This window comes from Bradyrhizobium sp. CIR48 (assembly GCF_014198315.1).
GTDB lineage: Bacteria > Pseudomonadota > Alphaproteobacteria > Rhizobiales > Xanthobacteraceae > Bradyrhizobium.
In genome coordinates this window covers 179,577-202,854 of record NZ_JACIHG010000014.1, presented here as the reverse complement: position 1 = coordinate 202,854, position 23,278 = coordinate 179,577, and the positions used below count along the sequence as shown (strand labels likewise).

Sequence of the window (23,278 nt, the reverse complement as noted above, 5' to 3'; positions counted from 1 at the left end):
AATCTGGCTCACGGACGGCTCCTGTGAATGGGTGTGTGACAACCTCATTCTGGCACACTGATGCCGTAGGGGGCCGTCCACCCCATCACCACAGGATGCTGTTTTTGGGAAGAGTCGGAGTGGGAGGGTCGCGTCACACTGCTCCGTCTGGTGGGTCCCGGGTTCGCGCTTAGCGCGCCCCGGGACGACAGCGGAGTGTGTGCCTGCGACCTACCCCGCCCGCTGCTTCTCATAGGCCTTCAAATGCGTGTAGGCGATGCGCAGCTTGGGCACCGGCACCTTGGCGGCATCGGCGCGCGCGATGAGATCACCGATGACGTGATCGGCTTCGACCGACAGCCCCGCCTTGATGTCGCGGAACATCGAGGCCGTCATCGGCGAGCCCTCGGCGGTGAGGTTGCCCTTCACCCGCTCGAAGAACGGCCCGCCCGGCGTATAGCCCGACGCGGTGGCGATGGCGGTGGTCTCGTCCAGCATGCCGAGCAGGAAATCGCGACCGCCGGGCGCGGCGAGGATGTTGCCGACAGAGGTGCGCATCAGGCTGGTGGAGGCCGCAAGCGAGGACAGGAACACCCACTTCTCCCACATGTCCTGCATGATGTTCTGGCTGGCGGCGGCGCCGGTGATGCCGCTCTTGAAGGCCTCGTCGATCGCCTTGACGCGATCTGACAGCTTTCCGTCGCGCTCGCCGTAGTTCAGCGACTGCATCGGTTGGAGCTGCACCACCTCGCGCTTCTCGTTCAGGGTCGCCGCGATGGCGCAGAGGCCGCCGAGCACGCGCTCCTTGCCGAATTTGGCATCGAGGATATCGAGATGCTTCATGCCGTTGAGCATCGGGATGATCGCCGTGTCAGATCCGACCGCCGGCGCAAACGATTTGATGGCGTCGTCGAGATCGAATGCCTTGCAGCTCAAGAGCACGACGTTGAACTTGTCCTTGAGCGCGTCGGCCTGCACGGTCGGCGGATTCTTCAAGGTCACGTCGCCGTTCGGGCTCTTGATGACGAGGCCGGCGCTTGCGAGCTCGCCGGCGCGGCGCGGCCGGACCAGGAAGGTGACGTCGCGGCCGGCCTGCAACAGCCTGCCACCAAAATAGCCGCCAATGGCGCCGGCGCCGACCACGAGGATACGCATGGGATACTCCATTGTTGCTCTTGATTATTGCTGTTGGCGGCCACTTATAATCGTCATTGCGAGCGAAGCGAAGCAGTCCAGAATGTTGCGGCGATCACATTCTGTCGCCGGAGAATGAGCGGCTAGGTCCCGAGCACCATCTCCTCGACCTCGCGCAGCTGCTCCTTGCCGAAGAACATCTCGTTGCCGACGAAGAAGGTCGGCGAGCCGAACGCGCCCCGGGCGACCGCTTCCTCGGTGTTCTTGATCAGCCTGCCCTTCACCTCGGGCTCTCCGGCACGGGCAAATAGCTTCTGGGCATCGAGGCCGGAGGACGCCAGCGCCTTCGCCGCGATCTCGGGATCGTCCATCTTCTTCGGCTCGCGCCACATGTGGTGGAAGGCCGCCTCGACGTATCTTTCGAACACGCCCTCGAGCTGAGCGGCGATCGCCGTGCGCATCAGGTTCAGCGTGTTGACGGGGAAATGCGGATTCCAGACATAGGGCTGGACATGGAAGCGCTTGATGAAGCGCTCGGTCTCGACCTGCTGGAATTCACGCTTGTTCTTGATGCCCGCGAGCGTCTCGGCGGGAGACTTGTTGTTGGTCGACTTGAAGATGCCTCCGAGCAGAATCGGGACGTATTCGAACTTGACGCCGATGCGCTGCTCGATCGCGGGGATCGCGAGGTGGCTGAGATAGGCATTCGGGCTGCCGAAATCGAACAGGAACTGCGGGGCTGTGCGGGGCAAATCGTTCTCCGTGACCTAACTTTTTTGATCTGGCTTTTCCCGCATTGTGACGCAGCGTGCCCTGCGGGTCTACCGTTTAATGATGAGCATAATACTTTGGGAATCAGACCAGCCGCCGGATCGCCCGCTTGCGCCAGACCAGGAGGTAATAGCCCATCTGCAAAACGAACATGGCGCAGAACACGATGGGATAGGCGGCCCACACGCCCGCAAGGCCGATCGTGTGGCTCAGGATCACCGCGGCCGGCAGCTCGATCGCGAGGATCGCGAAGATCGAGAGCAGCATGGGCGTCAATGCGACGCCGGCCGCGCGCATGGCACCTGAGAACACTGTGGCGAGGCCAAACGGCACCGAGCTCCACAGGGCGATGTCGAGCAGGCCTCTTGCCAGATCGACCACGGCGGCATCGGTGATGAAGATGCCGAGGATCGCGCGCGGCGCGAGATAGATCAGCGCCACGAGCCCGCCGGTCAAAACGAGGTTGAAAGCGAGCCCGGTCCGCACAATGCCGTCGAGCCGGGCCCTGTCGCCGCTGCCGACAGCCTGCGCGCCGAGGATCGAGACCGCGATCGAAATCGACATCGCCGTGAACTGCGTGTAGCCCATCACCTGGTTGACGGCGCCATAGGCCGCAGTGGCGTCCGATCCAAACCCGTTGACGAGGCCGAGCAAGACCAGCTCTGCGATCGCCATCACCACCATGCCGATGGCGCTCGGCAATCCGATGCCGAGAATCTTTCCGAGCATGGCGCGGTTGAGTCGCAGGTGACGCAGCAGCGCCGCGTCCGGCGCGAGCGCGTGTTTCTTTCGCAGCAGATAGAACGCCAGCACGATCAGCGTGAGCGCGTTCGATATCGCCGCCGCCCACGCCGGGCTGGTGATGCCGGCCGCCGGCAGTCCGAACGACCCACGGATCAACAACGGTGTCAGGATCAGGCCGATCGCGGTCGACAACGCCAGCGCCAGCAGCGGCGTCAGCGCGTCGCCGACCCCGCGGATCATCGCCGTCATCAGCAGGAAGACGAAGCCGAGCGGCATCGTCAGCAGCATAATCTGCGCATACGCGCTGGCCTGGTCGAGAATGTCCGCGGGCGTGGCGAGCGCCATCATCAGCTGACGGCTGAAGAGCCCGCCGATCAGCGCCACTGAGATTGAAAGCAGAAGGCCGATCGCGAGCGTCGTGCCTACGACGCTCTTGATCCGGCCATGCTCGCCCGCGCCAAAGGCCTGGCCGATCAGCACGGTCGCGCCGGTGCTCAGCCCCATGACGAAGGCGAACAGGAAGAACATCACCGGGAAGAACGTCGAGGCAGCTGCGAGCGCATCAATGCCGATCATCTGGCCGAGATAGACGTTGCTGACGGTGCCGAACAGCGATTGCAGCGCGTTGCTCAGCATCAAGGGTGCGAGGAAGCGGAGGAATGTCGTCCAGAGCGGCTTGGGGGCAGACATGGATTGGCCTTTCATCAGGGCGTGCGAAGCCGTTGCCGCGCAATGCGCGGCTCGGCCGTCGATGGGAACGCGAGACAGAGCGCCTTAAGCGCGGTCGCTGTAGGCGAGCTTGACGATGTGGTCGCGGATATCGGTCGGCCAGTCCGCGATCAGTCCGGTGAAGCGTCGCCGGTCATCGGCAAACAGCGCGCGCGAGGCTTCCTCGAACTGCGGCAGGTTGCCCGCCATGGTCGACATGAAGTGATAGGCCGCATCGCGCGCCTGCCGTTCGCGGTCCTTGTCGCCGCTCGCGCGCCTGGCCTCATCGACGAGCTTGCGCAGCGCGACCGAGGCGCCGCCCGCTTGTGCGTTGAGCCACTCCCAGTGTCGCGGCAGCAACGTCACCTCGCGCGCGACCACGCCGAGCTTCGGCCGCCCGCGCCCGCGCGGCTCGCTCGGCGGCGTGCTCTCCTCGACCGGCGGCGGCACAAGCTTCGCCAACCGCGCCAGGACCTCGCGATCCCCGCCGCGCAGATCGAAGTCGATCGATCGACCCGTGCCGTCCTCGAAGATGATGATGGGCTCGTCCGGCCGCGTCGCCACCCGCTTGACGACCAGCGCGACCTCGCCTGCCGGCCCGGACACCAGGCGGTGCTGCCCCTGGAAGGCGGTGAAAATCTTCTGCATTGGAATCATTGCCATTTTGACGACGTTGGGCCATTTAATACCCGGGTAAATTATCGACGTCAATATACCCGGGTGAAAATATCCGTCCTGATGGCTCGACATTGTGATCTCGGGCTGGCACGAACGGCGCCGCCGACCGACCACGCCTAGCCACCACGCCTAGCCCCGGGGACCTCGCCAATGCTGACCGTTCACCACCTCAACAATTCCCGCTCGCAGCGCGTGCTGTGGCTGCTCGAAGAGTTGGGCGTGCCCTACGAGATCGTGCGCTATCAGCGCCAGCCGGACATGCGCGCGCCGATGGAGCTGCGCGCCATTCATCCGCTCGGCAAGTCGCCCGTCATCACCGACAACGGCAACACCATCGCCGAGTCCGGCGCGATCATCGAATATCTCATCGCGACCTATGGCAACGGCCGGCTGATTCCGCCGCCGAACACGCCGGAGCGGCTGCGCTTCACCTATTGGCTGCATTATGCCGAGGGATCTGCGATGCAGCCGCTGCTGCTGAAGCTGCTGTTCACGCTGATGCCGAAGCGCGCGCCTGCGCTGCTTCGTCCGCTGGTGCGCAAGGTCTCGAACCAGGCGCTCACCACGCTGGTCAATCCGCAGCTCAAGCAGCACATGGATTACTGGGAAGGCGAGCTCGGCAAGAGCGAATGGTTTGCCGGCAACGAATTCACCGCAGCCGACATCCAGATGAGCTTTCCGCTGGAAGCGGCGCAAGCGCGCGGCGGGCTCGAGCAGGGCCATCCCAAGGCGATGGCGTTTCTCGAGCGCATCCACGCGCGCCCGGCCTATGCGCGCGCGCTTGAAAAGGGCGGGCCATACCAGGTGGGACGGTAGTTAGTCATGCCGTCGAGCGCCTAGCCCGCCGCGTAGGCCCAGTACGTCCGTCGCTCCGGCGTGTTCATGTCGCGATAGCACGCGTGACAGCGAGAGCTAGCGGATCCGCGCTCCCGTGCCATGCAGACGACGTTGTTACTGCCCCGCAGCTTCTGCGCCCCGCGTGCGCGGATCGGGCGCGCCGAGCGGTCCGTTGGGTGTCACGACAATCGAGTTGGCCGACGTCTGCCCCATCGGCTCGACGATGACGTGGCCCATCGCCTTCAGCTTATCCAGAACATCGCTGGGAAAGCCGCGCTCGACACGCACTTCATCGGGCAACCATTGGTGATGCAGCCGTGGCGCTGCGACGGCGGCCGCAACATCCATCTTGTAGTCGAGCACGTTGACGACGACCTGCAACACGCTTGAAATGATGCGGCTGCCGCCGGGCGAGCCCGTCACCAGCACCGGCTTGCCGTCCTTCAGCACGATGGTCGGTGACATCGAGGACAGCGGCCGCTTGCCGGGGCCCGGCAGATTGGCCTCGAAGCCGACGAGACCGTAGGCATTGGAGGCGCCGATTGCGGCGGTGAAATCGTCGAGCTCGTTGTTGAGCAGCACGCCGGTGCCGTCGGCAACGAGGCCCACGCCGTAGCTGAAGTTCAGCGTATAGGTGTTGCTGACGGCATTGCCGCGTCCATCGACGACGGAGAAATGCGTGGTGTTGCTGCCCTCGCGCGACGAGGGAGCCGCGGAAACGAGCTCCTTCGACGGCGTGGCACGTTCGGCGGAGATGCCGGCGCGCAGCTTGGCGGCGTAGTCCTTCGCGACGAGCGTCTCGATCGGTGCGTTGACGAAGGCGGGGTCGCCGAGATAGCGCGCGCGATCCGCATAGGCGCGCTTCATCGCCTCGATCAGAAGATGCAGCGATGCCGGCGATCCCTGCTTCAGATCGGCAAGCTGAAAGCCCTCGAGGATGTTGAGCGTCTCCACCAGCACGACGCCGCCCGACGAAGGCAGCGGCATCGACACGATGTCATAGCCGCGATAGGTGCCGCGCACCGGCGCGCGGATCACGGCCTGATAGGCCTTCAAATCGGCGGGCGTCATGATGCCGCCGGCGTCCGTCACGGACTTGGCGAGCTTTTCCGCGACCGGTCCCTCATAGAAGCCGCGTGGCCCCTGTGCCGCGATGGCCGACAGCGTTTCAGCGAGATCGCCCTGCACCAGCCTGTCGCCTTCACCGATCGGCGTGCCGTCGGGCCTCGAGAAGATTTTGGCCGAAGACGGCCAGCGAGCCAGCCGCCGGTGCCAGGCCGGCATCGTGTCGGCCATGTCGTCACCGACGACGAAGCCGTCGCGGGCCAGCGCGATGGCGGGCGCGAGCAATTGCGCCAGCGTGAACTGGCCGGAGCCGTATTTTTCCAGCGCGAGGGAAAGACCGGCAACCGTGCCGGGGACGCCGACGCCGAGCGCGGAATCCCGTGACTTCGCAATATCGGGCTTGCCGTCGGCGCCGAGGAAGATTTGCGGCGTGGTCGCCGCCGGCGCCGTCTCGCGGTAATCGATCGTGATGTCTTCGTTGCGGTCCGCGGAATGGATCACCATGAAGCCGCCGCCGCCGATATTGCCGGCACGCGGATAGGTCACGGCCATTGCAAAGCCGGTCGCGACCGCGGCATCGACCGCATTGCCACCGCTCCGCAGGATATCGGCACCGATCTGCGCGGATATCTTCTCCTGCGCGACGACCATGCCGTGCTCGGCGGCGACGGCGCGTACCGTGTCAGGCGCGGCTGGGACATAGGCCCGTCGCGCATCCTGGGCGGCTGCCGGTGACAGACCAAACGCCAGGGCGGCTATGAAGGCGAAAAATGTCCGCCTTGTCGAATATGACGACATCATCAAGCTTCCGCCGTGGCTTCGAACCAGTTCACATGCCTCGCTGCAATGCTATACGGTTTGCCCCAAGAGAGGCAAAACTGTTCGTGATGAGGACTGCGCGATGACGACGATCGCCCCGGATGTGCGCATGGCCGGCGTGGCGCGGACCTATCCGCCGCGCGCCGCCGTCGTCAGCTGGATTTTCTTCGACTGGGCCGCGCAGCCTTATTTCACGCTGATCACGACCTTCGTGTTCGCGCCCTATTTCGCCACCAGCATTGCGCCGAACCCCGCCACCGGCCAATCGCTGTGGGGATTTGCGATGGCGGCCGCGGGCCTTGCGATCGCGTTGATGTCGCCGGTGCTGGGGGCCATCGCGGACGCCTCGGGCCGCCGGAAGCCGTGGATCGCGGGGTTCGGTGCGCTGCTGGTGGCGGCATCCTGCACGCTGTGGATCGGCAAGCCCGGCGATCCCTCCATCATTCCGCCCCTGCTCACCGCAGTCGCGCTCGCCAGCGTTGGCGCGGAATTCGCCACCCTCTTCAACAATGCGATGATGCCGACGCTGGTGCCGCCGGAGCGGATCGGACGGCTCTCCGGCACCGGCTGGGCCACCGGCTATGTCGGCGGGATCGTCAGCCTGATCATCGTGCTCGGCTTCCTCGCGGCCAACCCGCAGACCGGCCGCACATTGCTGGGCTTCACGCCGCTGTTCGGGCTCGATCCGGTCAGCCATCAAGGCGATCGCATCGTGGGGCCGCTGACCGGGTTGTGGTTCATCGTCTTCGTGACACCGCTGTTCCTGTTCACGCCGGATTATCCGGCGAAGCGCCCGGTGCGCGAGGCGTTGCGCGAGGGGCTGTGGGAGCTGAGGCAATCGATCAGAGGCTTGCCGCAACAGAGATCGCTGGCGGCATTTCTGCTCGCCAATATGATCTATACGGATGGTCTGGTGTCGCTGTTCGCCTTTGGCGGCATCTATGCCGCGGGCACCTTCGGCTGGCACACCATCCAGATCGGCACCTTCGGCATCATGCTCGCGATTGCCGGCGCATTTGGCGCATGGTTCGGCGGCAAGCTGGATGATCGTCTCGGGCCGAAGCGCGTCATCGCCGGCAGCTTGCTCGTGCTGCTGCTGTCCGTGGCGGCGATTCTCCTGGTCGACAAGGACAGTGTGTTGTTCATCAAGGTCGCGCCGCCGCAAGCAGACGCTCCCTTGTTCTCGAGCGCGGCCGAGCGCGCCTATCTCGTGCTGGGCTGCTTCATCGGTGCGGCCGGTGGCCCCCTCCAGGCGGCCTCACGCACGCTGCTGATTCACCTCGCTCCGAAGGACCGCATCGCGCAGTATTTCGGCCTGTTCGCGCTGACCGGAAAGGTGACGTCCTTCATCGGACCGTTGCTGATCGGCATGATCACGGCGGTGACCGCGAGTCAGAAGGCCGGCATGGCCGTGCTGGTGGTGTTCTTCGTCGCTGGGCTGGGGCTGTTGATGCGGGTGCGGGATTAGCCGCGGGCCTTCGTAGCCCGGATGAAGCGCAGCGCAATCCGGGAAACCTGTTTCCGTAGAGGCGCTGACCCGGATTGCGCTGCGCTCCATCCGGGCTACGCTTGTGGTGAAGCCTCAGTGCCGGAAGTGCCGCGTGCCCGTGAATACCATGGCGATGCCGTGCTCGTCGGCGGCCTTGATCACCTCGTCGTCGCGCATCGAGCCGCCGGGCTGCACCACCGCGGTGGCGCCGGCCTCGATGCAGGCGAGCATGCCGTCGGCGAAGGGGAAGAACGCATCTGACGCCACCACCGAGCCCTTGGTGAGCGGCTCAGCGAGCTTCAGCTCGCTCGCCGCATCCTGGGCCTTGCGCGCGGCGATCCGCGCCGAATCCACCCGGCTCATCTGGCCGGCGCCGATGCCGACGGTGGCGAGATCCTTGGCGTAGATGATGGTGTTGGACTTGACGTGTTTTGCGACCCGGAACGCAAACTTGAGGTCACGCATTTCAGCGTCGGTCGGCGCGCGCTTGGTCACGATCTTGAACGTCATGTCGTCGACCACGGCGTTGTCGCGGCTCTGCACCAGCAGGCCGCCGGCGACCGTCTTGGCGGTGATGCCAGGCGCGCGCGGATCGGGCAGGCTGCCGGCGAGCAGGAGGCGGAGGTTCTTCTTGCCGCCGATGATGGCGATCGCCTCCTCGGTGGCGTCGGGCGCGATGATCACCTCGGTGAAGATCTTTGTGATCTCGCGGGCCGTATCTGCGTCCAGCGGACGATTCATCGCGATGATGCCGCCGAAGGCCGAGGTGGAATCGCAGGCCAGCGCCTTGCGATAGGCGTCGACGAGGTTCGATCCCTCCGCGACGCCGCAGGGGTTGGCGTGCTTGACGATGACGCAGGCGGCGGTGCGTCTGGCGTCGAACTCACCGATGCATTCATAGGCGGCGTCAGTGTCGTTGATGTTGTTGTAGGAGAGCTCCTTGCCCTGGAGCTGCCGTGCGGTGGAGACGCCCGGGCGCTTGTCGGGGGTCGCGTAGAAGGCCGCGGTCTGGTGCGGGTTCTCGCCGTAGCGCAGCGACTGAATCAACTTGCCGCCGAAGGCACGGAAGTCGGGCGCGTCGATCTCGAGCTGGCGATTGAACCAGTTCGAGATCGCGGCATCGTAAGCGCCGGTGCGCGCATAGGCCTTCGCGGCAAGCCGCCGCCGCAGTTTCAGCGTGGTCGCGCCCTTGTTGGCGGCGAGCTCGTCGAGCACGGCCTTGTAGTCATCTGCCTCGACGACAACGGCGACGTCATCATGGTTCTTCGCGGCGGCGCGGATCATCGCGGGGCCGCCAATGTCGATATTCTCGATGCAATCCTCGAAGCCGGCGCCTTTGTCGACGGTCGCCTCGAACGGATAGAGATTGACGACGAGAAGATCGATCGGCGCGATGCCGTGCGCCTTCATCGCGTCCGCGTGCTCCTTATTGTCGCGGATCGCGAGCAGGCCGCCATGCACCTTCGGATGCAAGGTCTTGACGCGACCGTCCATCATCTCGGGGAAGCCGGTGAGGTCGGAGACGTCCTTCACCTTGAGGCCGGCCGCGGCGATCGCTTTTGCCGTGCCGCCGGTCGAAACCAGCTCGACATCATGGGCGGCGAGCGCCTTTGCGAATTCGATCAGGCCGGTTTTGTCGGAGACGGAAAGAAGCGCGCGGGTGACGCGGCGGGGATGGTCAGTCATGAGCAAGATCCTCTGTCGTAAGGAGTGTCTATGCCCAGGCGCGCGGCAGATATGTGTCGCGCTTCCCGATGGTGCTCCATCCAAGGTCGCCAGTCGCGCGAGCGAGGGCTCGATAGCAGTTTTCGGCGTGCTTCACAACGATCAGATAGGGCTGAATCCGTGCGTTTACAGCGGAAGTTCCGGTTCGCGCCGGGCGTTGCGGCGGGCATTGGTGACGGTCGGCGATGCCGTGGAGCGGACAAAGCTCCAGCGGATCGAAGGCGCCTGCCTCGCGTCCTGCCGGATCACGATCTGGGCAGTGCGGCGCGGCCCGTCATTGCCGGCCAGGAACACGCTGTCCTCGAGGTCGACCTTGTCGTCGAGCGCCTCGAAGGTCCAGACGTCGCGGTTCGGCAGCACCAGCATGACGCCGCGCGCATCCGACAGCCGGCTCGCCTTCACTGCCGGATGCAGATGGAAGCGCAGCGCAAAGTCAGCGTCGGCGCCCTTGAAGCGTCCGCCCTGCGGCGGCGACAGCGTGTCCTCGCCGTCGATGCGCGCACCATCATTGGCGATCATCAGCACGCGGCGGTGGATCGCGCCGAATTTGGAAAGATAGCCGTCATGCGAGGTCGTCAGCAGCGTGCCGTTCTGCACGATCTCGCGATAGCTCTCGACCCCGACGGGCCCGCTCGTGACCGGCGAGCCGTGCAGGAGCCGCTTCATCGCCGACATCTCGACGAACTGGCACGACGAAGTATCGTGATAGGTCAGCGTCGAATGCGCCGCGGTGCCGCGGGCGAACGGCCGCCAATTGTCGCGGCCCGTGGTCGGCATGCCGCAATTGGTGACGATGCGGCTGATGCCGGAAGACAGTTCGAACGACAGGCAGCCGGCGTGGGCATCGTGGCTGACGCCGGCTGGCGGCGGCGGGCCGGTGTCGATGATCACAGTGGTCTGGCCGGCATCGAGGCGCTGAAAGCCGGTATGCGGCATGTTTGCCATCGGCGCGCCGTGGGTGTCGTCATAGGCGAGCAGCGTTGCGAGCAGGTCGGACGATGTCGCGCTCATGCCGTTGAACAGCGCGAAATTTCCGTCGCCGTGGCGGAAGAAGCGCAGCATCGGCATCATGCGGTCGATCGCGTTGAGCAGCGCCGGTGGCGGTGCGATGTTGCGCGCAGCAAACGTCTGCCGCAGCGGCAGCAGGTCGATCAGGAGTTCAATCAGCGCCCCCGGATTGCGCGAGATGTGTCCGCCGTCGGGCAGGATCTGCCGCTGCAATTCGTCCGACAGCTTCTTCGATGCGCTGCGGATTTGGCCCGCCTGGTTGGCAAGGCACAAGGCCGCGTAGCACAGCGCCATCAGCACCTGGAGCTTCGGCACCCCGTCGGGAATGTTGACCATGGTGTAGCGCAGGAAGCGGATCTCGCGCGCGAGGGCGCGCAGGTAACGGCGGTAGAACTTGTTGTCGGTCTCGTTGAGCACCAACGGCGCCTGCGACAGCAGCGAGATCACGCGCCGGGCCAGCACGTCGGCACGTCGCGCGACCGGCCGGCGCTTGTTGGCGGGGTTGGCGATCCAGTCCTCGATCAGCGCGCGCGCATTCGCCCGTGTCAGCGCGGTGTCGGCGGCGCGCAAATGGCGCAGCCAGCCGAAGCCGAGCAGCGCGACTTCCCAATCCTCCGACGGCGGCTCGAGATCGAAGATCGAACGGCCGTGGCAATTGACGATCTTGCCGGCGAAGACGAAGCGGCCGGCATAGATTTCAGCGGCGCGAGTCGCATCCGCGGTGCGCAGATCATGCGGCGCGATGATCAGCCGGTCGGTGCGGCCGGGCCAGACCCGCGACAGCGCAACGGAACCGCCGCTCGCGCGCGCGAGCATGTTCCGCGCGAAGCGGTTCATGACCAGCGTCGAGATACGTCTGCGTTGAGCGACCGACACGCTTTGCCTTGAAGGGGGAGAGGATTCCGACGAATCCCTATTAATCCCAAAATCGGACGTCTGACACCACCTTGAACGTGTGCGAATCAGCGTCGCGGCCGCAAAATCCGGTGCAAAATCAGGATTTAATGAGCCGGGTCGCGAAAAACCCGTCGAGCCCGCCGAGCTTGGGATCGGCGTTCGGCAGATGGCTGGGCAGGGTGCGCAGATCGCCGTCCCCTGTGATGATTTCGTCGAGGCCCGCGACTTCCGACGCCTCGATCGGGACGCGGCGAAGCGCGGGTTCGCTTGCCAGCAGCGTGGCCACGGCCTGCTCGCCCTCTTCGGGTTCCAGCGAGCAGGTACAGTAGACCAGCGTGCCGCCCGGCTTGAGCAACGATACCGATTTTCGCAGCAGCCGCTGCTGCAGCACAGTCATGGCGGTGACATCGGATTCCTGCCGCAGCCATGCCACATCGGGATGACGGCGGATCGTGCCGGTCGAGGTGCAGGGCGCATCGATCAAAATACCGTCGAAGCCTTCGGCAGGGCCGGCCCATTCCACGGCGTCAGCGACGACGGTCTCGGCCTGGAGCGACAGCCGCGCCAGGTTTTCACGCAGCCGCGTCACCCGGGCTGGCGAGCGGTCAATCGCCGTGACATGCGCGCCGGCATGCACCAGTTGCGCGGTCTTGCCGCCGGGGGCGGCGCAGAGATCGGCAATGGACTTGCCCTTGACGTCGCCGAACAGCAGGGCCGGCAGCGCGGCGGCGGCGTCCTGCACCCACCATTGTCCCTCGGCAAAGCCGGGCAGCATGGTCACCGAGCCGTGCAGCAGCATCCGCACCGTCCCGGTCGGCAGCGTCTCGCCGTGCAGGCGGCTCGCCCATTGCGCGGCATCGGATTTCACCGTGAGATCGAGCGACGGCTCGTGGCCGAGCGCCAGCGCCATCTCCCTTGCGGTTGCTTCGCCATAATGCGCGCTCCAGCGCGCGAGCAGCCATGGCGGCAGATCCAGCGATTGCGCGGCGACCTCCTCGACCAGCGCCGTGCCCTCGCGCGCGCAGCGGCGCAGCACGGCATTGACGAGGCCGGCATAGCGCGCGGCGCGCCGGTCGGATTGCACCAGGCGAACGGAGAGGTCGACGGCCGCGTGATCCGGCACGTCCATCCAGAGGATCTGCGCCGCGCCGATCAGGAGCGCGCTTTGCGCGCGCGGCGCATCGGAGGGGATGCCCTTGTCGAGCAGGCGGGACAGCACATGGCCGAGCGTGCCGAGCCGGCGCAGCACCGTGGCGACCAGGCGCCGCATCAGCGCGCGGTCGCGGTCGGCCAGCGTCTTCAGTCCGGGATGGGCGCCGCTGCCGTCGAGTTGGTCATCGAGCGTGCGGTGCTTGTGCAGCACGCCGTCGACGATGTCGGCGGCAATCCGTCGCGCCGCGAGACCGGGCACTTCGGACGGAGGGGCGAAACGTTGAGATGGCATGCGGAAGCAAGGTTCTGAGCGAGCGGCAGTTCCGCCGCAATGGGCGCATGCCTTGAGAACCCAATCTCTGGCACGCGAATATGCCAAATGTAAGAATCGCTTCCGGCTTTTTCAGCCCTTCCGGGCCGATTTCAGGAATGCGTTATTGGACATCGCGTTGCGGCTCGTCCTGCGCTAGAAAGCCTGACGATGAGTGACCAGTCTCCCGTTTCCGACCGCAAACAGCTCACGCCGGCAGCCAAGCGCGCGCTGGCCGAAGCCGAGGCGCGCCGGCAGGCCGCGGCCGTGCAGGCCAAGGAGGACGGCAAGGCGGCGCCGAAGGAATTGCAGGGGCCCAAGGGACCCGAGCCGACCCGCTACGGCGACTGGGAGCGCAAGGGCATCGCCTCCGACTTCTGAGCGATCGCCGGTCCGAAGGCTGTCCGCCTTTGCTGCTAAAGGTCTTGCCACTAAAGGTAATCATTCTCCCTGAGATAGCGGATGATGCGCTCGCAGGCCGCGTCAGTCGACATTTCTGACGTGTCGACGGTGATCTCCGGCGCCTGCGGCGTCTCGTAGGGATGATCGATGCCGGTGAACGACGGCAGCTCTCCCGCCCGTGCCTTGCGATAGAGCCCCTTGGGATCGCGATGCTCACATTCGGCGAGCGGGGTCGCGACATGGATCTCAATGAACTCGCCTGTCTCGACCCGCCCGCGCGCCAGCTCGCGCTCGCTGCGGAACGGTGAGATCAGCGCGACCAGCGCGATCATGCCGGCGTCGACGAACAGCGCCGCGATCTCCGCGGTGCGTCGGACGTTCTCCGCCCTGTCCGCGGTGGAGAAGCCGAGGTCGCGGTTGATGCCGTGACGGAGATTGTCGCCGTCGAGCAGTACGGCGTGGCGTCCGAGTTCGGCAAGCCTGCGATCGACGAGATCGGCGATTGTCGATTTGCCGGCACCGCTCAGCCCTGTGAACCAGAGCACGCAGGGCCGCTGCTGCTTCAGCCGCGCCCGCACGGATTTGTCGACGGCAAGCCGTTGCCAATGAATGTTGGTGGCGCGGCGGAGCGAGAGGTCGATCATTCCCGCTGCGGCGGTGCGGTGGCTGATCGGATCGACGAGAATGAAGCTGCCCATGTCGCGGTCGTCGCGATAGGCCTCGAACACCAAGGGACGGTCGAGGCTGAGATGGGCGTAGCCGATCTGGTTGGCGTCGAGCGTGGCGGCGTTTTCATGCGCCATGGTGTCGATGGCGATGCGGTGCTTGAGCGTCGTGATCACCGCGCCGGTCGAGGCCGCGCCGCATTTGAGCAAATAGCGACGGCCCGCGACCATGGCCTCGTCGTCGAACCAGACCAGATGCGCCGCCAGTTGATCGGAGACCTGTGGCGCGGGTCCCGCCGTCAGAACGTCGCCGCGACTGACGTCGATCTCGTCGGTCAATGTGAGCGTCACCGATTCGCCCGCCGCAGCCCGATCGCGCTCGCCGCCGGGCGTGAGAATGCGCGCGATGCGCGTCTGGCGGCCCGAGGGCTGCACGGTGATGGTCTCGCCGGACGCGATCGTTCCGCTGGCGATCCGGCCGCAGAAGCCGCGAAACTCGGCATGCGGCCGGTTGACCCATTGCACCGGCAACCGGAACGGCCGCTGCGAGACATCGCCGGAAACGTCGACCGATTCCAGATAGGCCGTCACCGTCGGCCCGGTGTACCAGGGCATCCGCGCACTGGCCGTGACGATGTTGTCGCCGTCGGGTGCGACGACCGGAATGCACTGGACCTGCGGGATTCCGAGCTGTCCGGCCATGGTCAGGTATTCGGCAGTGATGGCCGCAAAGCGATCCCCGTCGAATCCGATCAGGTCCATCTTGTTCACGGCGAGCACGACGTGACGGATACCCAGCAGCGACAGGATGTGGCTGTGGCGCCGCGTCTGCGTGATCACGCCCTTGCGGGCATCGACCAGCACCACGGCAAGATCGGCGTTGGAGGCGCCGGTCGCCATGTTGCGCGTGTACTGCGCATGCCCCGGCGTGTCGGCGACGATGAAGCGGCGCAGCCTGGTGGCGAAGAAGCGGTAGGCGACGTCGATCGTGATGCCCTGCTCGCGCTCGGCCTGCAAGCCGTCGACCAGCAGCGCGAAATCGAAATCGCCGCCGGTGGTGCCGACCGTCCGGCTTTCGGACGCCAGCGCGTCGATCTGGTCGTCGAGCAGCGTCTTGGAATCGTAGAGCAGCCGGCCGACCAGCGTGCTCTTGCCGTCGTCGACGCTGCCGCAAGTGACGAAGCGCAGCGTCGGACGGTCATCCTGTTCGAGCCGCGGCGCATCGGAGGCGGCGATCGTGGGGGCCTCGTGATAGGACATCAGAAGTAGCCTTCCGCTTTCTTGCGCTCCATCGATGCGGCACTGTCCCGGTCGATCATGCGTCCCTGCCTCTCGGAGGTGCGCGAGGCCATCATCTCGCGCACGATGTCGGGGAGCGTTGCCGCGGTCGAGACCGTGGCGCCGCTGAGCGGATAGCAGCCGAGGGTGCGAAACCTGACGGAGCGCCATCGCGGCTCTTCGCCTGCAAGCAGCGGCATCCGTTCGTCGTCCACCATGATCAGCGCGCCGTCGCGCTCGACCACCGGGCGCGAAGCCGCCAGATAGAGCGGAACGATCGGGATGTCCTCGGCGAGGATGTAGTCCCAGACGTCGAGCTCGGTCCAGTTCGACAGCGGAAACACCCGCATGCTCTCGCCGGGCGCCAGCATCGTGTTGTACAGGCTCCACAGCTCGGGCCGCTGGTTCTTCGGATCCCAGCGATGTGCCGCGCTCCGGTGCGAGAACACGCGCTCCTTGGCGCGCGATTTCTCCTCGTCGCGCCGCGCGCCTCCGATCGCGGCGTCGAAGCCGTGGAGGTCCAGCGCCTGCCGCAACGCCTGCGTCTTCATGACATCGGTGTAGCGGGCTGAGCCGTGAGTGAAGGGGTCGATGCCCTGGCTCAAGCCGTCATTGTTGGTATGGACGATCAGGTCGATGCCGAGTTCGCGCGCGCGGCGGTTGCGAAACGCGATCATCTCGCGGAATTTCCATGTCGTGTCGACATGCAGCAGCGGAAACGGCGGCTTGTCGGGATGAAAGGCCTTCATCGCCAGGTGCAGCAGCACCGAGGAGTCCTTGCCGATCGAATACAGCATCACCGGCTTGCGGAATTCGGCCGCCGTCTCCCGCAAGATGTGGATGCTTTCCGCCTCGAGGCGCCGGAGATGGCTGGCGGCGTGAAGCGGCTCGCGGCCGGTTCTTTCAAGGAGGGCGGGCTCGGTGCTCGTGGGAATGTCCAGCATGCTGATCACGCGGCCTCGGCGAACCATTCGCCGAACAGATGCGCCGAAATTGCGGCATTCAGGCCGAGGTCGCGAACGCACGCCGCGACCGAAGCTCGATAGGCGTCATTGACCCCGCAGCGCTCCAGAATCTCCAGCTGAGCTTCGCTCATCGAGGCCGTCGCGCGACGCTGGTAGCGATAGGCGCTATCGGAGGTGTGCAGATTGGGCACCTTGTAGATCGTCGCTTCGCTCGGGAAGATGACGCGCGCGTTGTTTGCTTGCACGTCTCCCGGTTCCTGCCATGACGTCACGGCATTCTCGGTAAAGCTGTTCGAAAGGCCGAGGCGGTCGAACAAGACGCGCACCGACGACAGCGCCTCCTTGCTCACCTCGTAGACGTAGTGCGTGACGGGAACGCCGTGTTGTTGCGCGTAACTTGCGACGCGGGCCGCGCTCAGTGCGGCAACGACATAGTGCCGCAGCAATGTGTCTTCGGGCGCGCGCGAAATCAGCTTCTCGAGCCATGACGCCAGCGAACTCGCCGGCTCGCGGTCGAGCATGATGAGATGCAGACGGTGGCGCGGATAGCCTGCCTCGACCAAGAGCTGCAGCGGATTGAACAAGCTCTCGGCAAGGACGTAGGGCCCGATCGTTTCCTTGCTGAAGATGTGCGGCTCGTCGCTTGCCGAGGGGATGATCCAGGGCGCCAGCGGGCGGCCGACGAGCGCGTCGCGCAGGATCGCCTTCAGCGGTTGATAATATGAAGGCATGCCGGTCATGCCGAACAGATTGCTGAGGGCGGTCGATCCGACTCTGGCCTTGCCGCATGCAAAATAGAGCATCGGAAAGTCCTGCGCCGGACGATGCAGGAAATCCTCGGCGAGGCAGTCCGTCACTTCACGCATCAACGTCGCGAGCGTGACGGCTCTGGTCTGGAATTCGCCCACCGGGGACAGCAGCATGGTGTCGAGGGAACTATGCTGCTGCCGAACGAGATCGGCCATTCGTTCGAGCGAATCGGCGGAAATTGCGTCGATGTTCATGTCGGGGGCCCGCTGCAGGGAGTTCCACGAACGATTGCTCGTGGGATATTCTCCAACCTACAGTTGTCGGTGGTGCCGGACAATTCCGGGGAATCCCGGAGGCGCTATCCATATGCGACGAGCATTGAAGATGTGCTCGTCGCCGCTATGCAGTTTCATGCCGCGCGCACGGTGGTGAGGAACTTCTCGACTTCCGTCTTCAAGAGGCTGCTTTCACTCGACAGCGAGCGCGCCGATGCCAACACCTGCCCCGACGCCGCGCCGGTCGCGCTCGCGCCATGACTGACCTGCGCGATCTTGTCTGCGACTTCGACGGTTCCCTTGGCGGCTTCGCTGACGTTGCGCGCAATCTCGGCTGTCGCTGCACCCTGTTCTTCGATCGTCGCTGCAATGGTGGACGAAATGTCTGAAATGCGGGCGATGGTCGCGCCGATTTCCTTGATCGCTCCGACGGAGTCCTCGGTTGCCGATTGCATGCCGGCGATCTGCGCGCTGATCTCTTCGGTCGCTCGCGCGGTTTGCGCTGCGAGCGCCTTCACCTCGCTCGCCACGACTGCAAAGCCGCGGCCGGATTCGCCGGCGCGCGCCGCCTCGATCGTTGCGTTCAGCGCCAGGAGGTTGGTCTGTTCGGCAATCGCGGTGATCAATTTGACGACGTCGCCAATTCGGCCCGCCGCCTTGAGCAGTTCATTGATCCGGACGTCGGTGCGCTCCGCCTGCCTGACCGCTTCGCTGGCGATGCGGCTGGAATCGTGGACCTGGCGGCCGATCTCGACGACCGAGGTACTCATTTCCTCGGCGGCGGACGCGACCGCTCCGACATTGGTGGAGGCTTCCTCCGAGGCCGCCGCGACCATTCCGGAGAGTTGCTGGGTCTCTTCCGCGGTTCCCGACAGCGTACCGGCGGCTGCCTCGAGCTGCTGGGAGGCTGCTGACACGGAGTCGATGATGCCGCCGACCGCGGCTTCGAACACGCCGGCGAGCTGGGCCATTTCTTCCTTGCGCTGAGCGGCCGCAGCGGCTTCCTGATTCTTCTGTTCGACCTCCATCTGCTCGATACGGATCAGGTTTTCCTTGAAGGTCTGAGCCGCGCGAGCGTTGTCGCCGACCTCATCGCCGCGGCGCGTGTAGGGAATCTCGACCGCCTTGTTGCCGCCGGCGAGCTGGAGAAGCACGTCGCCGATGCGCCGGATCGGCCGGGCGATGTTCGACACGGAAAAGACGGCGGACCCGATCAACGTCAGAACGACGAAGACGCCGACGATCAATGCGAAGGTGGCGACGCGGTCGAGTTCGGCCAGCATCTCGCCCTTGCGGCGCGCCGCGAATTCGTTGGCAACGCCGACCAGATCGTCGATCCGTTTGCTGACTTCCAGGGCTGCCGGACGCATACGCTCTGCGAGAATGGTTGCCTTCGTCGAGTCTGCCGCAGTCCTGGCGCCGCCGGAGGGGGCGCCAATGACGGACTTTTGCGCCCCCGCCAGTTCAATGCCGCTGGCCAGATACGCATCGACGAATTTCTTGGTCTCACGATAGGCGTCCTGGGTGACCTTGCGGGTCGCCCGGTCGGTCGCCGCATCGATTTCCGCGCCGGCTTCGCCTGCTCGCGCGCGGAGATTCTCGAGGAGCTTGTCAACCTCTCCGGCTGACGAGGCGGAGCTGATCTCGAGAGCTGCGAGCTGCGCCCGCGCCATGGCCGTCTGCGCCGCTTGCGCATTGCCTTTGTTGAGATAGTTGATCGTGACCAGGCGATTGGATTCGGCGATCGACCGGTTGCCGAGCATCTGGTTGGTCAGCATGCCGCAGACCAGCACAACGCTCACGCCGGTGACGATGCCGAGCTTTGTTCCAATGCGAAACCTGAATGACCCCACCGCTCTCTCCTCGCGTTGCTGTATAACAGGTATTCGCAACCAATGATTGAGATTTGGGTAATATTCGCGGATCTCCAGTAGAACTACGGCCAACGTATATGAGAATGGAATTTTCCTGCATGGTTCCGCTATGTGCGCGCTCGTGCTTTGAGTTCCCCCGACTCTGTCCTAGCGTGAGTTGATGCGTTTCCAGGACCGACCCAATTCCTATCGGCCGCAATTCGGCGGCTCGCCGTTCGGTCGGCGCTTCTCCGGATTATTGCCGTGGATGTTCGTGGTGGGCATCGCGCTGGCCGTCGTGCTCACCTTCCGCCACGGAATGGGCTGGCTAATTCCGGACACGGATGGCGATCGTACGCGGAACGCCGAGATCGTTCTCGAGCAAGCGCGCCATCCCGATGTTCGCGAGCCGGTCGACGTCATTCGCACCGTCGACGGCGACACCTTTCTCGCGCGGGTTCGTCAGCGCGGCGGCCGCGATCTCGTCGTGCGGGTTCGGTTGCGCGGCATCGACGCGCCCGAGATGAAAGCGTCTTGCCGGGAGGAGCAGGACAAGGCCGAAGCCGCGGCCCGCGCATTGCGCGATCTGCTCGGTCAGGGCGACGTGACGATCGCCAATCTCGGCCCTGACAAATACGGCCGCGTTCTCGCCGACGTCGCGACCCGGCGGACTGCGAACGTTTCGGCGGCATTGCTCGCCGGCGGTTTTGCGCGAAGCTACAATGGCGGCCATCGCGACGGCTGGTGCGCGCGCAGCTGGCGCTTCTGGTAACAAAAAAGCCGCGTCCCGGGACGCGGCCTTTTCTTGTCTTGCCTTGATCCCGGCGATCAGCGCGTCACGACCACCGTCGTGCCGACGGAGACGCGGCCATAGAGATCGGTGATGTCATCGTTGAGCATGCGGATGCAGCCATAGGAGACGAAACCGCCGATCGAACCCGGCACGTTGGTGCCGTGGATGGCGTATTCACCGCCGGCCAGCGTCATCGCCGCGACGCCCATCGGGTTGCGCGGCGAGCCGCCGGGAATGACGTCAGGGATGCTCGGCTTGTCGCGCTTCACCTCGGCGGGCGGCGACCAGGCCGGATTGCGGTACTTGCCGTCGATGCGGGTGGTGCCGGCCCACTGCTTGCCGGACTTGCCGACGCCGACCGGATAGCGCACGGCGTGGCCGTTATCGAGGACGAGATAAAGCCGCCGCTCGCTGGTTTTGACCACGATCGTGCCCGGAGAATAGTCGGCCAGATGTGCCCCAACCATTTCCGGCCGCGCCTGCGCCGCCGTCGACATCAAGACCCCAGCCCCGATGGTGGCGACGAGCGCCACAGCAATCCTTATCGACATCGATTTTCCCCTAGCCCGAACGGATCGTCCAAAATTACGCAGAACCGGCAATCGCCAGCTGGCAACGTCCTTGTCAGGGGACATTCTTAACCGCGCCCGTTAACCGGTTGGTTTCCACGCACGGCTGCCAAGGGCCAGTCAGCAGGGGGAACAAAGGAAATGTTCGAAATAAAGTAAATGACCTGAAAACAACACTCGGCGGGAAAGATGCGGCCGCACCGGCCCGCACGCTGACGAGTGCGTGAGGATGTGAACGGCTGTTGTTTTGGGGCCTCGGTGCGAAAGGCAGTCTCGTGTCCCGGACAACGCGCAGCGCGCAGCGGTGCGCCGCAGAGCCGGGACCCAGTTCTTCTCTTCGTGCGCGGCTCGATGGGCCCCGGCTCAGCAGCGCACCGCGACGTGCGCGCTGCGCTGCGTCCGAGGCACGAGAGCTCGTTTACGCCGGCTTCCGGTTCTGCCGGTTCTTGACGAGATCATCGACCACGGCGGGATCGGCCAGCGTCGAGGTATCGCCCAGGCTGCCCGGTTCGTCCTCGGCGATCTTGCGCAGGATGCGGCGCATGATTTTGCCGGAGCGGGTCTTGGGCAGACCCGGCGCGAACTGGATTTGATCCGGGGATGCGATCGGGCCGATCTCCTTGCGCACCCAGGTGACGAGCTCCTTGCGCAGGTCCTCGGTCGGCTGCACGCCGGCCATCAAGGTGACATAGGCGTAGATGCCCTGGCCCTTGATGTCGTGCGGGAAGCCGACCACTGCAGCCTCCGAGACTTTCTCATGCGCCACCAGCGCGCTCTCGACTTCCGCGGTGCCCATGCGGTGGCCGGACACGTTGATGACGTCGTCGACGCGGCCGGTGATCCAGTAATAGCCGTCGGCGTCGCGGCGGCAGCCGTCGCCGGTGAAGTACTTGCCCTTGTAGGTCGAGAAATAGGTCTGCTCGAAGCGGGCGTGATCGCCGTAGACCGTGCGCATCTGGCCGGGCCAGGACCGCGTCAGGCAGAGATTGCCCGAGGTCTCGCCGTCCAGCACCTTGCCGTCGGCGTCGACGATCTCAGGCGCCACGCCGAAGAACGGCTGCGTCGCCGAGCCCGGCTTGAGCTTGGTCGCGCCCGGCAGCGGCGTGATCAGGATGCCGCCGGTCTCGGTCTGCCACCAGGTGTCGACGATCGGGCAGCGGTCGTCGCCGACGACGCGGTGATACCACTCCCACGCTTCCGGATTGATCGGCTCGCCGACCGAGCCGAGCAGGCGGAGCGAGGCGCGCGATGTCTTCTTCACCGGCTCGTCGCCGGACTGCATCAGCGCGCGGATCGCGGTCGGTGCGGTGTAGAAGATGTTGACCTTGTGCTTGTCGATGACGTTCCAGAACCTGGAATTATCCGGGTAATTCGGCACGCCTTCGAACATCAGCGTGGTCGCGCCATTGGCGAGCGGCCCGTAGAGGATGTAGCTGTGGCCGGTGACCCAGCCGACATCGGCGGTGCACCAGTAGATGTCGCCGTCGTGATAATCGAAGACGTATTGATGCGTCATCGAGGCGAACACGAGATAGCCGGCGGAGGTGTGCAGCACGCCCTTGGGCTGGCCGGTCGAGCCTGAGGTGTAGAGGATGAACAGCGGATCCTCGGCATGCATGTGCTCGACCGGGCATTCCGTCGTCACCATCGCCGCCGCCTCGTGATACCAGAGGTCGCGCGTCGGGTTCATGTCGATCTTGCCGCCGGTGCGCTTGACCACCACGACCCAGTCAACGTCGTCGGCCTTCGCGAGCGCGGCGTCGACGTTGGCCTTCAGCGGCACCTTCTTGCCGCCGCGCAGGCCTTCGTCCGCGGTGATGATGACCTTGGATTTGCAGTCATTGATGCGCTGGGCGAGGCTGTCCGGCGAGAATCCCGCGAACACCACCGAGTGGATCGCGCCGATGCGCGCGCAGGCGAGCATCGCATAGGCCGCTTCCGGAATCATCGGCAGGTAGATGGTGACGCGGTCGCCCTTCTTGACGTTGCGGGTGCGCAGGATGTTGGCCATCCGGCAGACCTCGTCGTGCAGCTCCTGATAGGTGATATGCTTGGACTGCGAGGGATCGTCGCCTTCCCAGATGATCGCGGTCTGGTTGCCGCGCTTGGCGAGATGCCGGTCGATGCAGTTGTAGGCGACGTTGAGGATGCCGTCCTCGAACCATTTGATCGAGATGTTGCCGGGCGCGAACGAGACGTTCTCGATTTTCGTCGGCGCGTGCATCCAGTCGATGCGCTTGGCCTGCTCCGCCCAGAAACCGTTCGGGTCCGAGATCGAGCGAGCGTACATCTCCTTGTACTTGGCCTGGTCGATCCAGGCGCGCTTCGCCCACTCCGCCGGGACGTCGTAGATCTTCTCGGACATGCTTCCCTCCACATACGGCAGGCCGAACGCTGGCGACCGGCGAGCCG

General features: G+C 65.2%; 18 protein-coding genes and 1 riboswitch. Of the genes, 4 read left to right on the top strand and 14 right to left on the bottom strand.

Annotation, left to right across the window (positions count from 1 at the left end; all coding sequences use genetic code 11):
• Positions 1-210 precede the first annotated feature (210 nt).
• The 4 genes from panE to GGD66_RS35200 all read right to left on the bottom strand — a co-directional run bounded on the left by panE (position 211) and on the right by GGD66_RS35200 (position 3,999).
• Positions 211-1,134, bottom strand: coding sequence for a 2-dehydropantoate 2-reductase (panE, locus tag GGD66_RS35215; protein WP_092251894.1), 924 nt, complete (start codon positions 1,132-1,134; stop codon positions 211-213).
• Between the two features lie 122 nt (positions 1,135-1,256).
• Entirely contained in the window at positions 1,257-1,865 is a 609-nt protein-coding gene (locus tag GGD66_RS35210) for a 2-hydroxychromene-2-carboxylate isomerase (RefSeq protein WP_026202951.1), read from the bottom strand.
• 103 nt (positions 1,866-1,968) lie between these two features.
• Entirely contained in the window at positions 1,969-3,318 is a 1,350-nt protein-coding gene (locus GGD66_RS35205) for an MATE family efflux transporter (RefSeq protein WP_183261261.1), read from the bottom strand.
• Positions 3,319-3,402: 84 nt separating this feature from the next.
• Positions 3,403-3,999: a DUF2239 family protein gene (locus GGD66_RS35200; protein ID WP_183261259.1), complete on the bottom strand. Its 597-nt coding sequence runs from the start codon at positions 3,997-3,999 to the stop codon at positions 3,403-3,405.
• 165 nt (positions 4,000-4,164) lie between these two features.
• Between GGD66_RS35200 and GGD66_RS35195 the strand changes: the two genes are divergently transcribed.
• The gene (locus GGD66_RS35195; RefSeq protein ID WP_018323586.1) at positions 4,165-4,830 is read left to right on the top strand and encodes a glutathione S-transferase family protein; all 666 of its coding nucleotides are present in this window, start codon (positions 4,165-4,167) and stop codon (positions 4,828-4,830) included.
• A gap of 135 nt (positions 4,831-4,965) precedes the next feature.
• Here GGD66_RS35195 and ggt read toward each other — a convergent pair whose 3' ends face one another.
• Entirely contained in the window at positions 4,966-6,717 is a 1,752-nt protein-coding gene (ggt, locus tag GGD66_RS35190) for a gamma-glutamyltransferase (RefSeq protein WP_183261257.1), read from the bottom strand.
• A gap of 100 nt (positions 6,718-6,817) precedes the next feature.
• Between ggt and GGD66_RS35185 the strand changes: the two genes are divergently transcribed.
• Positions 6,818-8,203, top strand: a complete 1,386-nt coding sequence (locus GGD66_RS35185) for an MFS transporter (RefSeq protein WP_183261254.1) — start codon at positions 6,818-6,820, stop codon at positions 8,201-8,203.
• A gap of 114 nt (positions 8,204-8,317) precedes the next feature.
• Here GGD66_RS35185 and purH read toward each other — a convergent pair whose 3' ends face one another.
• From purH to GGD66_RS35170, 3 genes are all read right to left on the bottom strand, one after another.
• Entirely contained in the window at positions 8,318-9,910 is a 1,593-nt protein-coding gene (purH, locus tag GGD66_RS35180; RefSeq protein ID WP_092251288.1) for a bifunctional phosphoribosylaminoimidazolecarboxamide formyltransferase/IMP cyclohydrolase, read from the bottom strand.
• Positions 9,911-9,935: 25 nt separating this feature from the next.
• Positions 9,936-10,017, bottom strand: a riboswitch (ZMP/ZTP riboswitch).
• A 58-nt stretch (positions 10,018-10,075) separates the two neighbouring features.
• On the bottom strand, positions 10,076-11,794 hold the full coding sequence (locus GGD66_RS35175) for a heparinase II/III family protein (RefSeq protein ID WP_183231042.1): 1,719 nt from the start codon (positions 11,792-11,794) through the stop codon (positions 10,076-10,078).
• Between the two features lie 157 nt (positions 11,795-11,951).
• Positions 11,952-13,298 carry an RsmB/NOP family class I SAM-dependent RNA methyltransferase gene (locus GGD66_RS35170; RefSeq protein WP_092251286.1) on the bottom strand — a complete coding sequence of 449 codons (1,347 nt, stop codon included), beginning with the start codon at positions 13,296-13,298 and terminating at the stop codon, positions 11,952-11,954.
• A gap of 189 nt (positions 13,299-13,487) precedes the next feature.
• On the opposite strand from GGD66_RS35170, the gene GGD66_RS35165 reads away from it, so the two are divergent.
• Positions 13,488-13,697: a DUF1674 domain-containing protein gene (locus tag GGD66_RS35165; RefSeq protein ID WP_092251284.1), complete on the top strand. Its 210-nt coding sequence runs from the start codon at positions 13,488-13,490 to the stop codon at positions 13,695-13,697.
• A 50-nt stretch (positions 13,698-13,747) separates the two neighbouring features.
• Here the strand turns inward: GGD66_RS35165 and cysC are convergent, their stop codons facing one another.
• The 4 genes from cysC to GGD66_RS35145 form a co-directional block, all read right to left on the bottom strand.
• Complete coding sequence (cysC, locus tag GGD66_RS35160) at positions 13,748-15,643, bottom strand: adenylyl-sulfate kinase (protein ID WP_183261252.1); 1,896 nt, start codon at positions 15,641-15,643, stop codon at positions 13,748-13,750.
• Complete coding sequence (gene cysD / locus GGD66_RS35155; protein ID WP_183261250.1) at positions 15,643-16,605, bottom strand: sulfate adenylyltransferase subunit CysD; 963 nt, start codon at positions 16,603-16,605, stop codon at positions 15,643-15,645. The genes cysC and cysD overlap by 1 nt, the downstream gene beginning before the upstream one ends.
• 5 nt (positions 16,606-16,610) lie before the next feature.
• Positions 16,611-17,630: a sulfotransferase family protein gene (locus GGD66_RS35150; protein WP_183261248.1), complete on the bottom strand. Its 1,020-nt coding sequence runs from the start codon at positions 17,628-17,630 to the stop codon at positions 16,611-16,613.
• A gap of 155 nt (positions 17,631-17,785) precedes the next feature.
• Complete coding sequence (locus GGD66_RS35145; RefSeq protein ID WP_092251279.1) at positions 17,786-19,504, bottom strand: methyl-accepting chemotaxis protein; 1,719 nt, start codon at positions 19,502-19,504, stop codon at positions 17,786-17,788.
• A gap of 181 nt (positions 19,505-19,685) precedes the next feature.
• Between GGD66_RS35145 and GGD66_RS35140 the strand changes: the two genes are divergently transcribed.
• Positions 19,686-20,276 (top strand): thermonuclease family protein, encoded by a 591-nt coding sequence (locus GGD66_RS35140; protein WP_092251278.1) that lies wholly within the window; start codon positions 19,686-19,688, stop codon positions 20,274-20,276.
• 56 nt (positions 20,277-20,332) lie between these two features.
• Here the strand turns inward: GGD66_RS35140 and GGD66_RS35135 are convergent, their stop codons facing one another.
• Both GGD66_RS35135 and acs read right to left on the bottom strand, forming a co-directional pair.
• A complete protein-coding gene (locus GGD66_RS35135; RefSeq protein WP_183261246.1) occupies positions 20,333-20,848 on the bottom strand; it encodes a L,D-transpeptidase in 516 nt (171 codons plus the stop codon).
• A gap of 436 nt (positions 20,849-21,284) precedes the next feature.
• A complete protein-coding gene (gene acs / locus GGD66_RS35130; RefSeq protein ID WP_179732414.1) occupies positions 21,285-23,231 on the bottom strand; it encodes an acetate--CoA ligase in 1,947 nt (648 codons plus the stop codon).
• Positions 23,232-23,278: the final 47 nt, after the last annotated feature.

Excerpts from the sequence above, each read along its gene's own strand:
- panE (WP_092251894.1), bottom strand. The coding sequence starts at position 1,134 with ATGCGTATCCTCGTGGTCGGCGCCGGCGCCATTGGCGGCTATTTTGGT.
- GGD66_RS35205 (WP_183261261.1), bottom strand. The coding sequence starts at position 3,318 with ATGTCTGCCCCCAAGCCGCTCTGGACGACATTCCTCCGCTTCCTCGCA.
- GGD66_RS35200 (WP_183261259.1), bottom strand. The coding sequence starts at position 3,999 with ATGGCAATGATTCCAATGCAGAAGATTTTCACCGCCTTCCAGGGGCAG.
- GGD66_RS35195 (WP_018323586.1), top strand. The coding sequence starts at position 4,165 with ATGCTGACCGTTCACCACCTCAACAATTCCCGCTCGCAGCGCGTGCTG.
- ggt (WP_183261257.1), bottom strand. The coding sequence starts at position 6,717 with ATGATGTCGTCATATTCGACAAGGCGGACATTTTTCGCCTTCATAGCC.
- GGD66_RS35185 (WP_183261254.1), top strand. The coding sequence starts at position 6,818 with ATGACGACGATCGCCCCGGATGTGCGCATGGCCGGCGTGGCGCGGACC.
- purH (WP_092251288.1), bottom strand. The coding sequence starts at position 9,910 with ATGACTGACCATCCCCGCCGCGTCACCCGCGCGCTTCTTTCCGTCTCC.
- GGD66_RS35175 (WP_183231042.1), bottom strand. The coding sequence starts at position 11,794 with ATGAACCGCTTCGCGCGGAACATGCTCGCGCGCGCGAGCGGCGGTTCC.
- GGD66_RS35170 (WP_092251286.1), bottom strand. The coding sequence starts at position 13,298 with ATGCCATCTCAACGTTTCGCCCCTCCGTCCGAAGTGCCCGGTCTCGCG.
- GGD66_RS35165 (WP_092251284.1), top strand. The coding sequence starts at position 13,488 with ATGAGTGACCAGTCTCCCGTTTCCGACCGCAAACAGCTCACGCCGGCA.
- cysC (WP_183261252.1), bottom strand. The coding sequence starts at position 15,643 with ATGTCCTATCACGAGGCCCCCACGATCGCCGCCTCCGATGCGCCGCGG.
- cysD (WP_183261250.1), bottom strand. The coding sequence starts at position 16,605 with ATGCTGGACATTCCCACGAGCACCGAGCCCGCCCTCCTTGAAAGAACC.
- GGD66_RS35150 (WP_183261248.1), bottom strand. The coding sequence starts at position 17,630 with ATGAACATCGACGCAATTTCCGCCGATTCGCTCGAACGAATGGCCGAT.
- GGD66_RS35140 (WP_092251278.1), top strand. The coding sequence starts at position 19,686 with ATGCGTTTCCAGGACCGACCCAATTCCTATCGGCCGCAATTCGGCGGC.
- GGD66_RS35135 (WP_183261246.1), bottom strand. The coding sequence starts at position 20,848 with ATGTCGATAAGGATTGCTGTGGCGCTCGTCGCCACCATCGGGGCTGGG.
- acs (WP_179732414.1), bottom strand. The coding sequence starts at position 23,231 with ATGTCCGAGAAGATCTACGACGTCCCGGCGGAGTGGGCGAAGCGCGCC.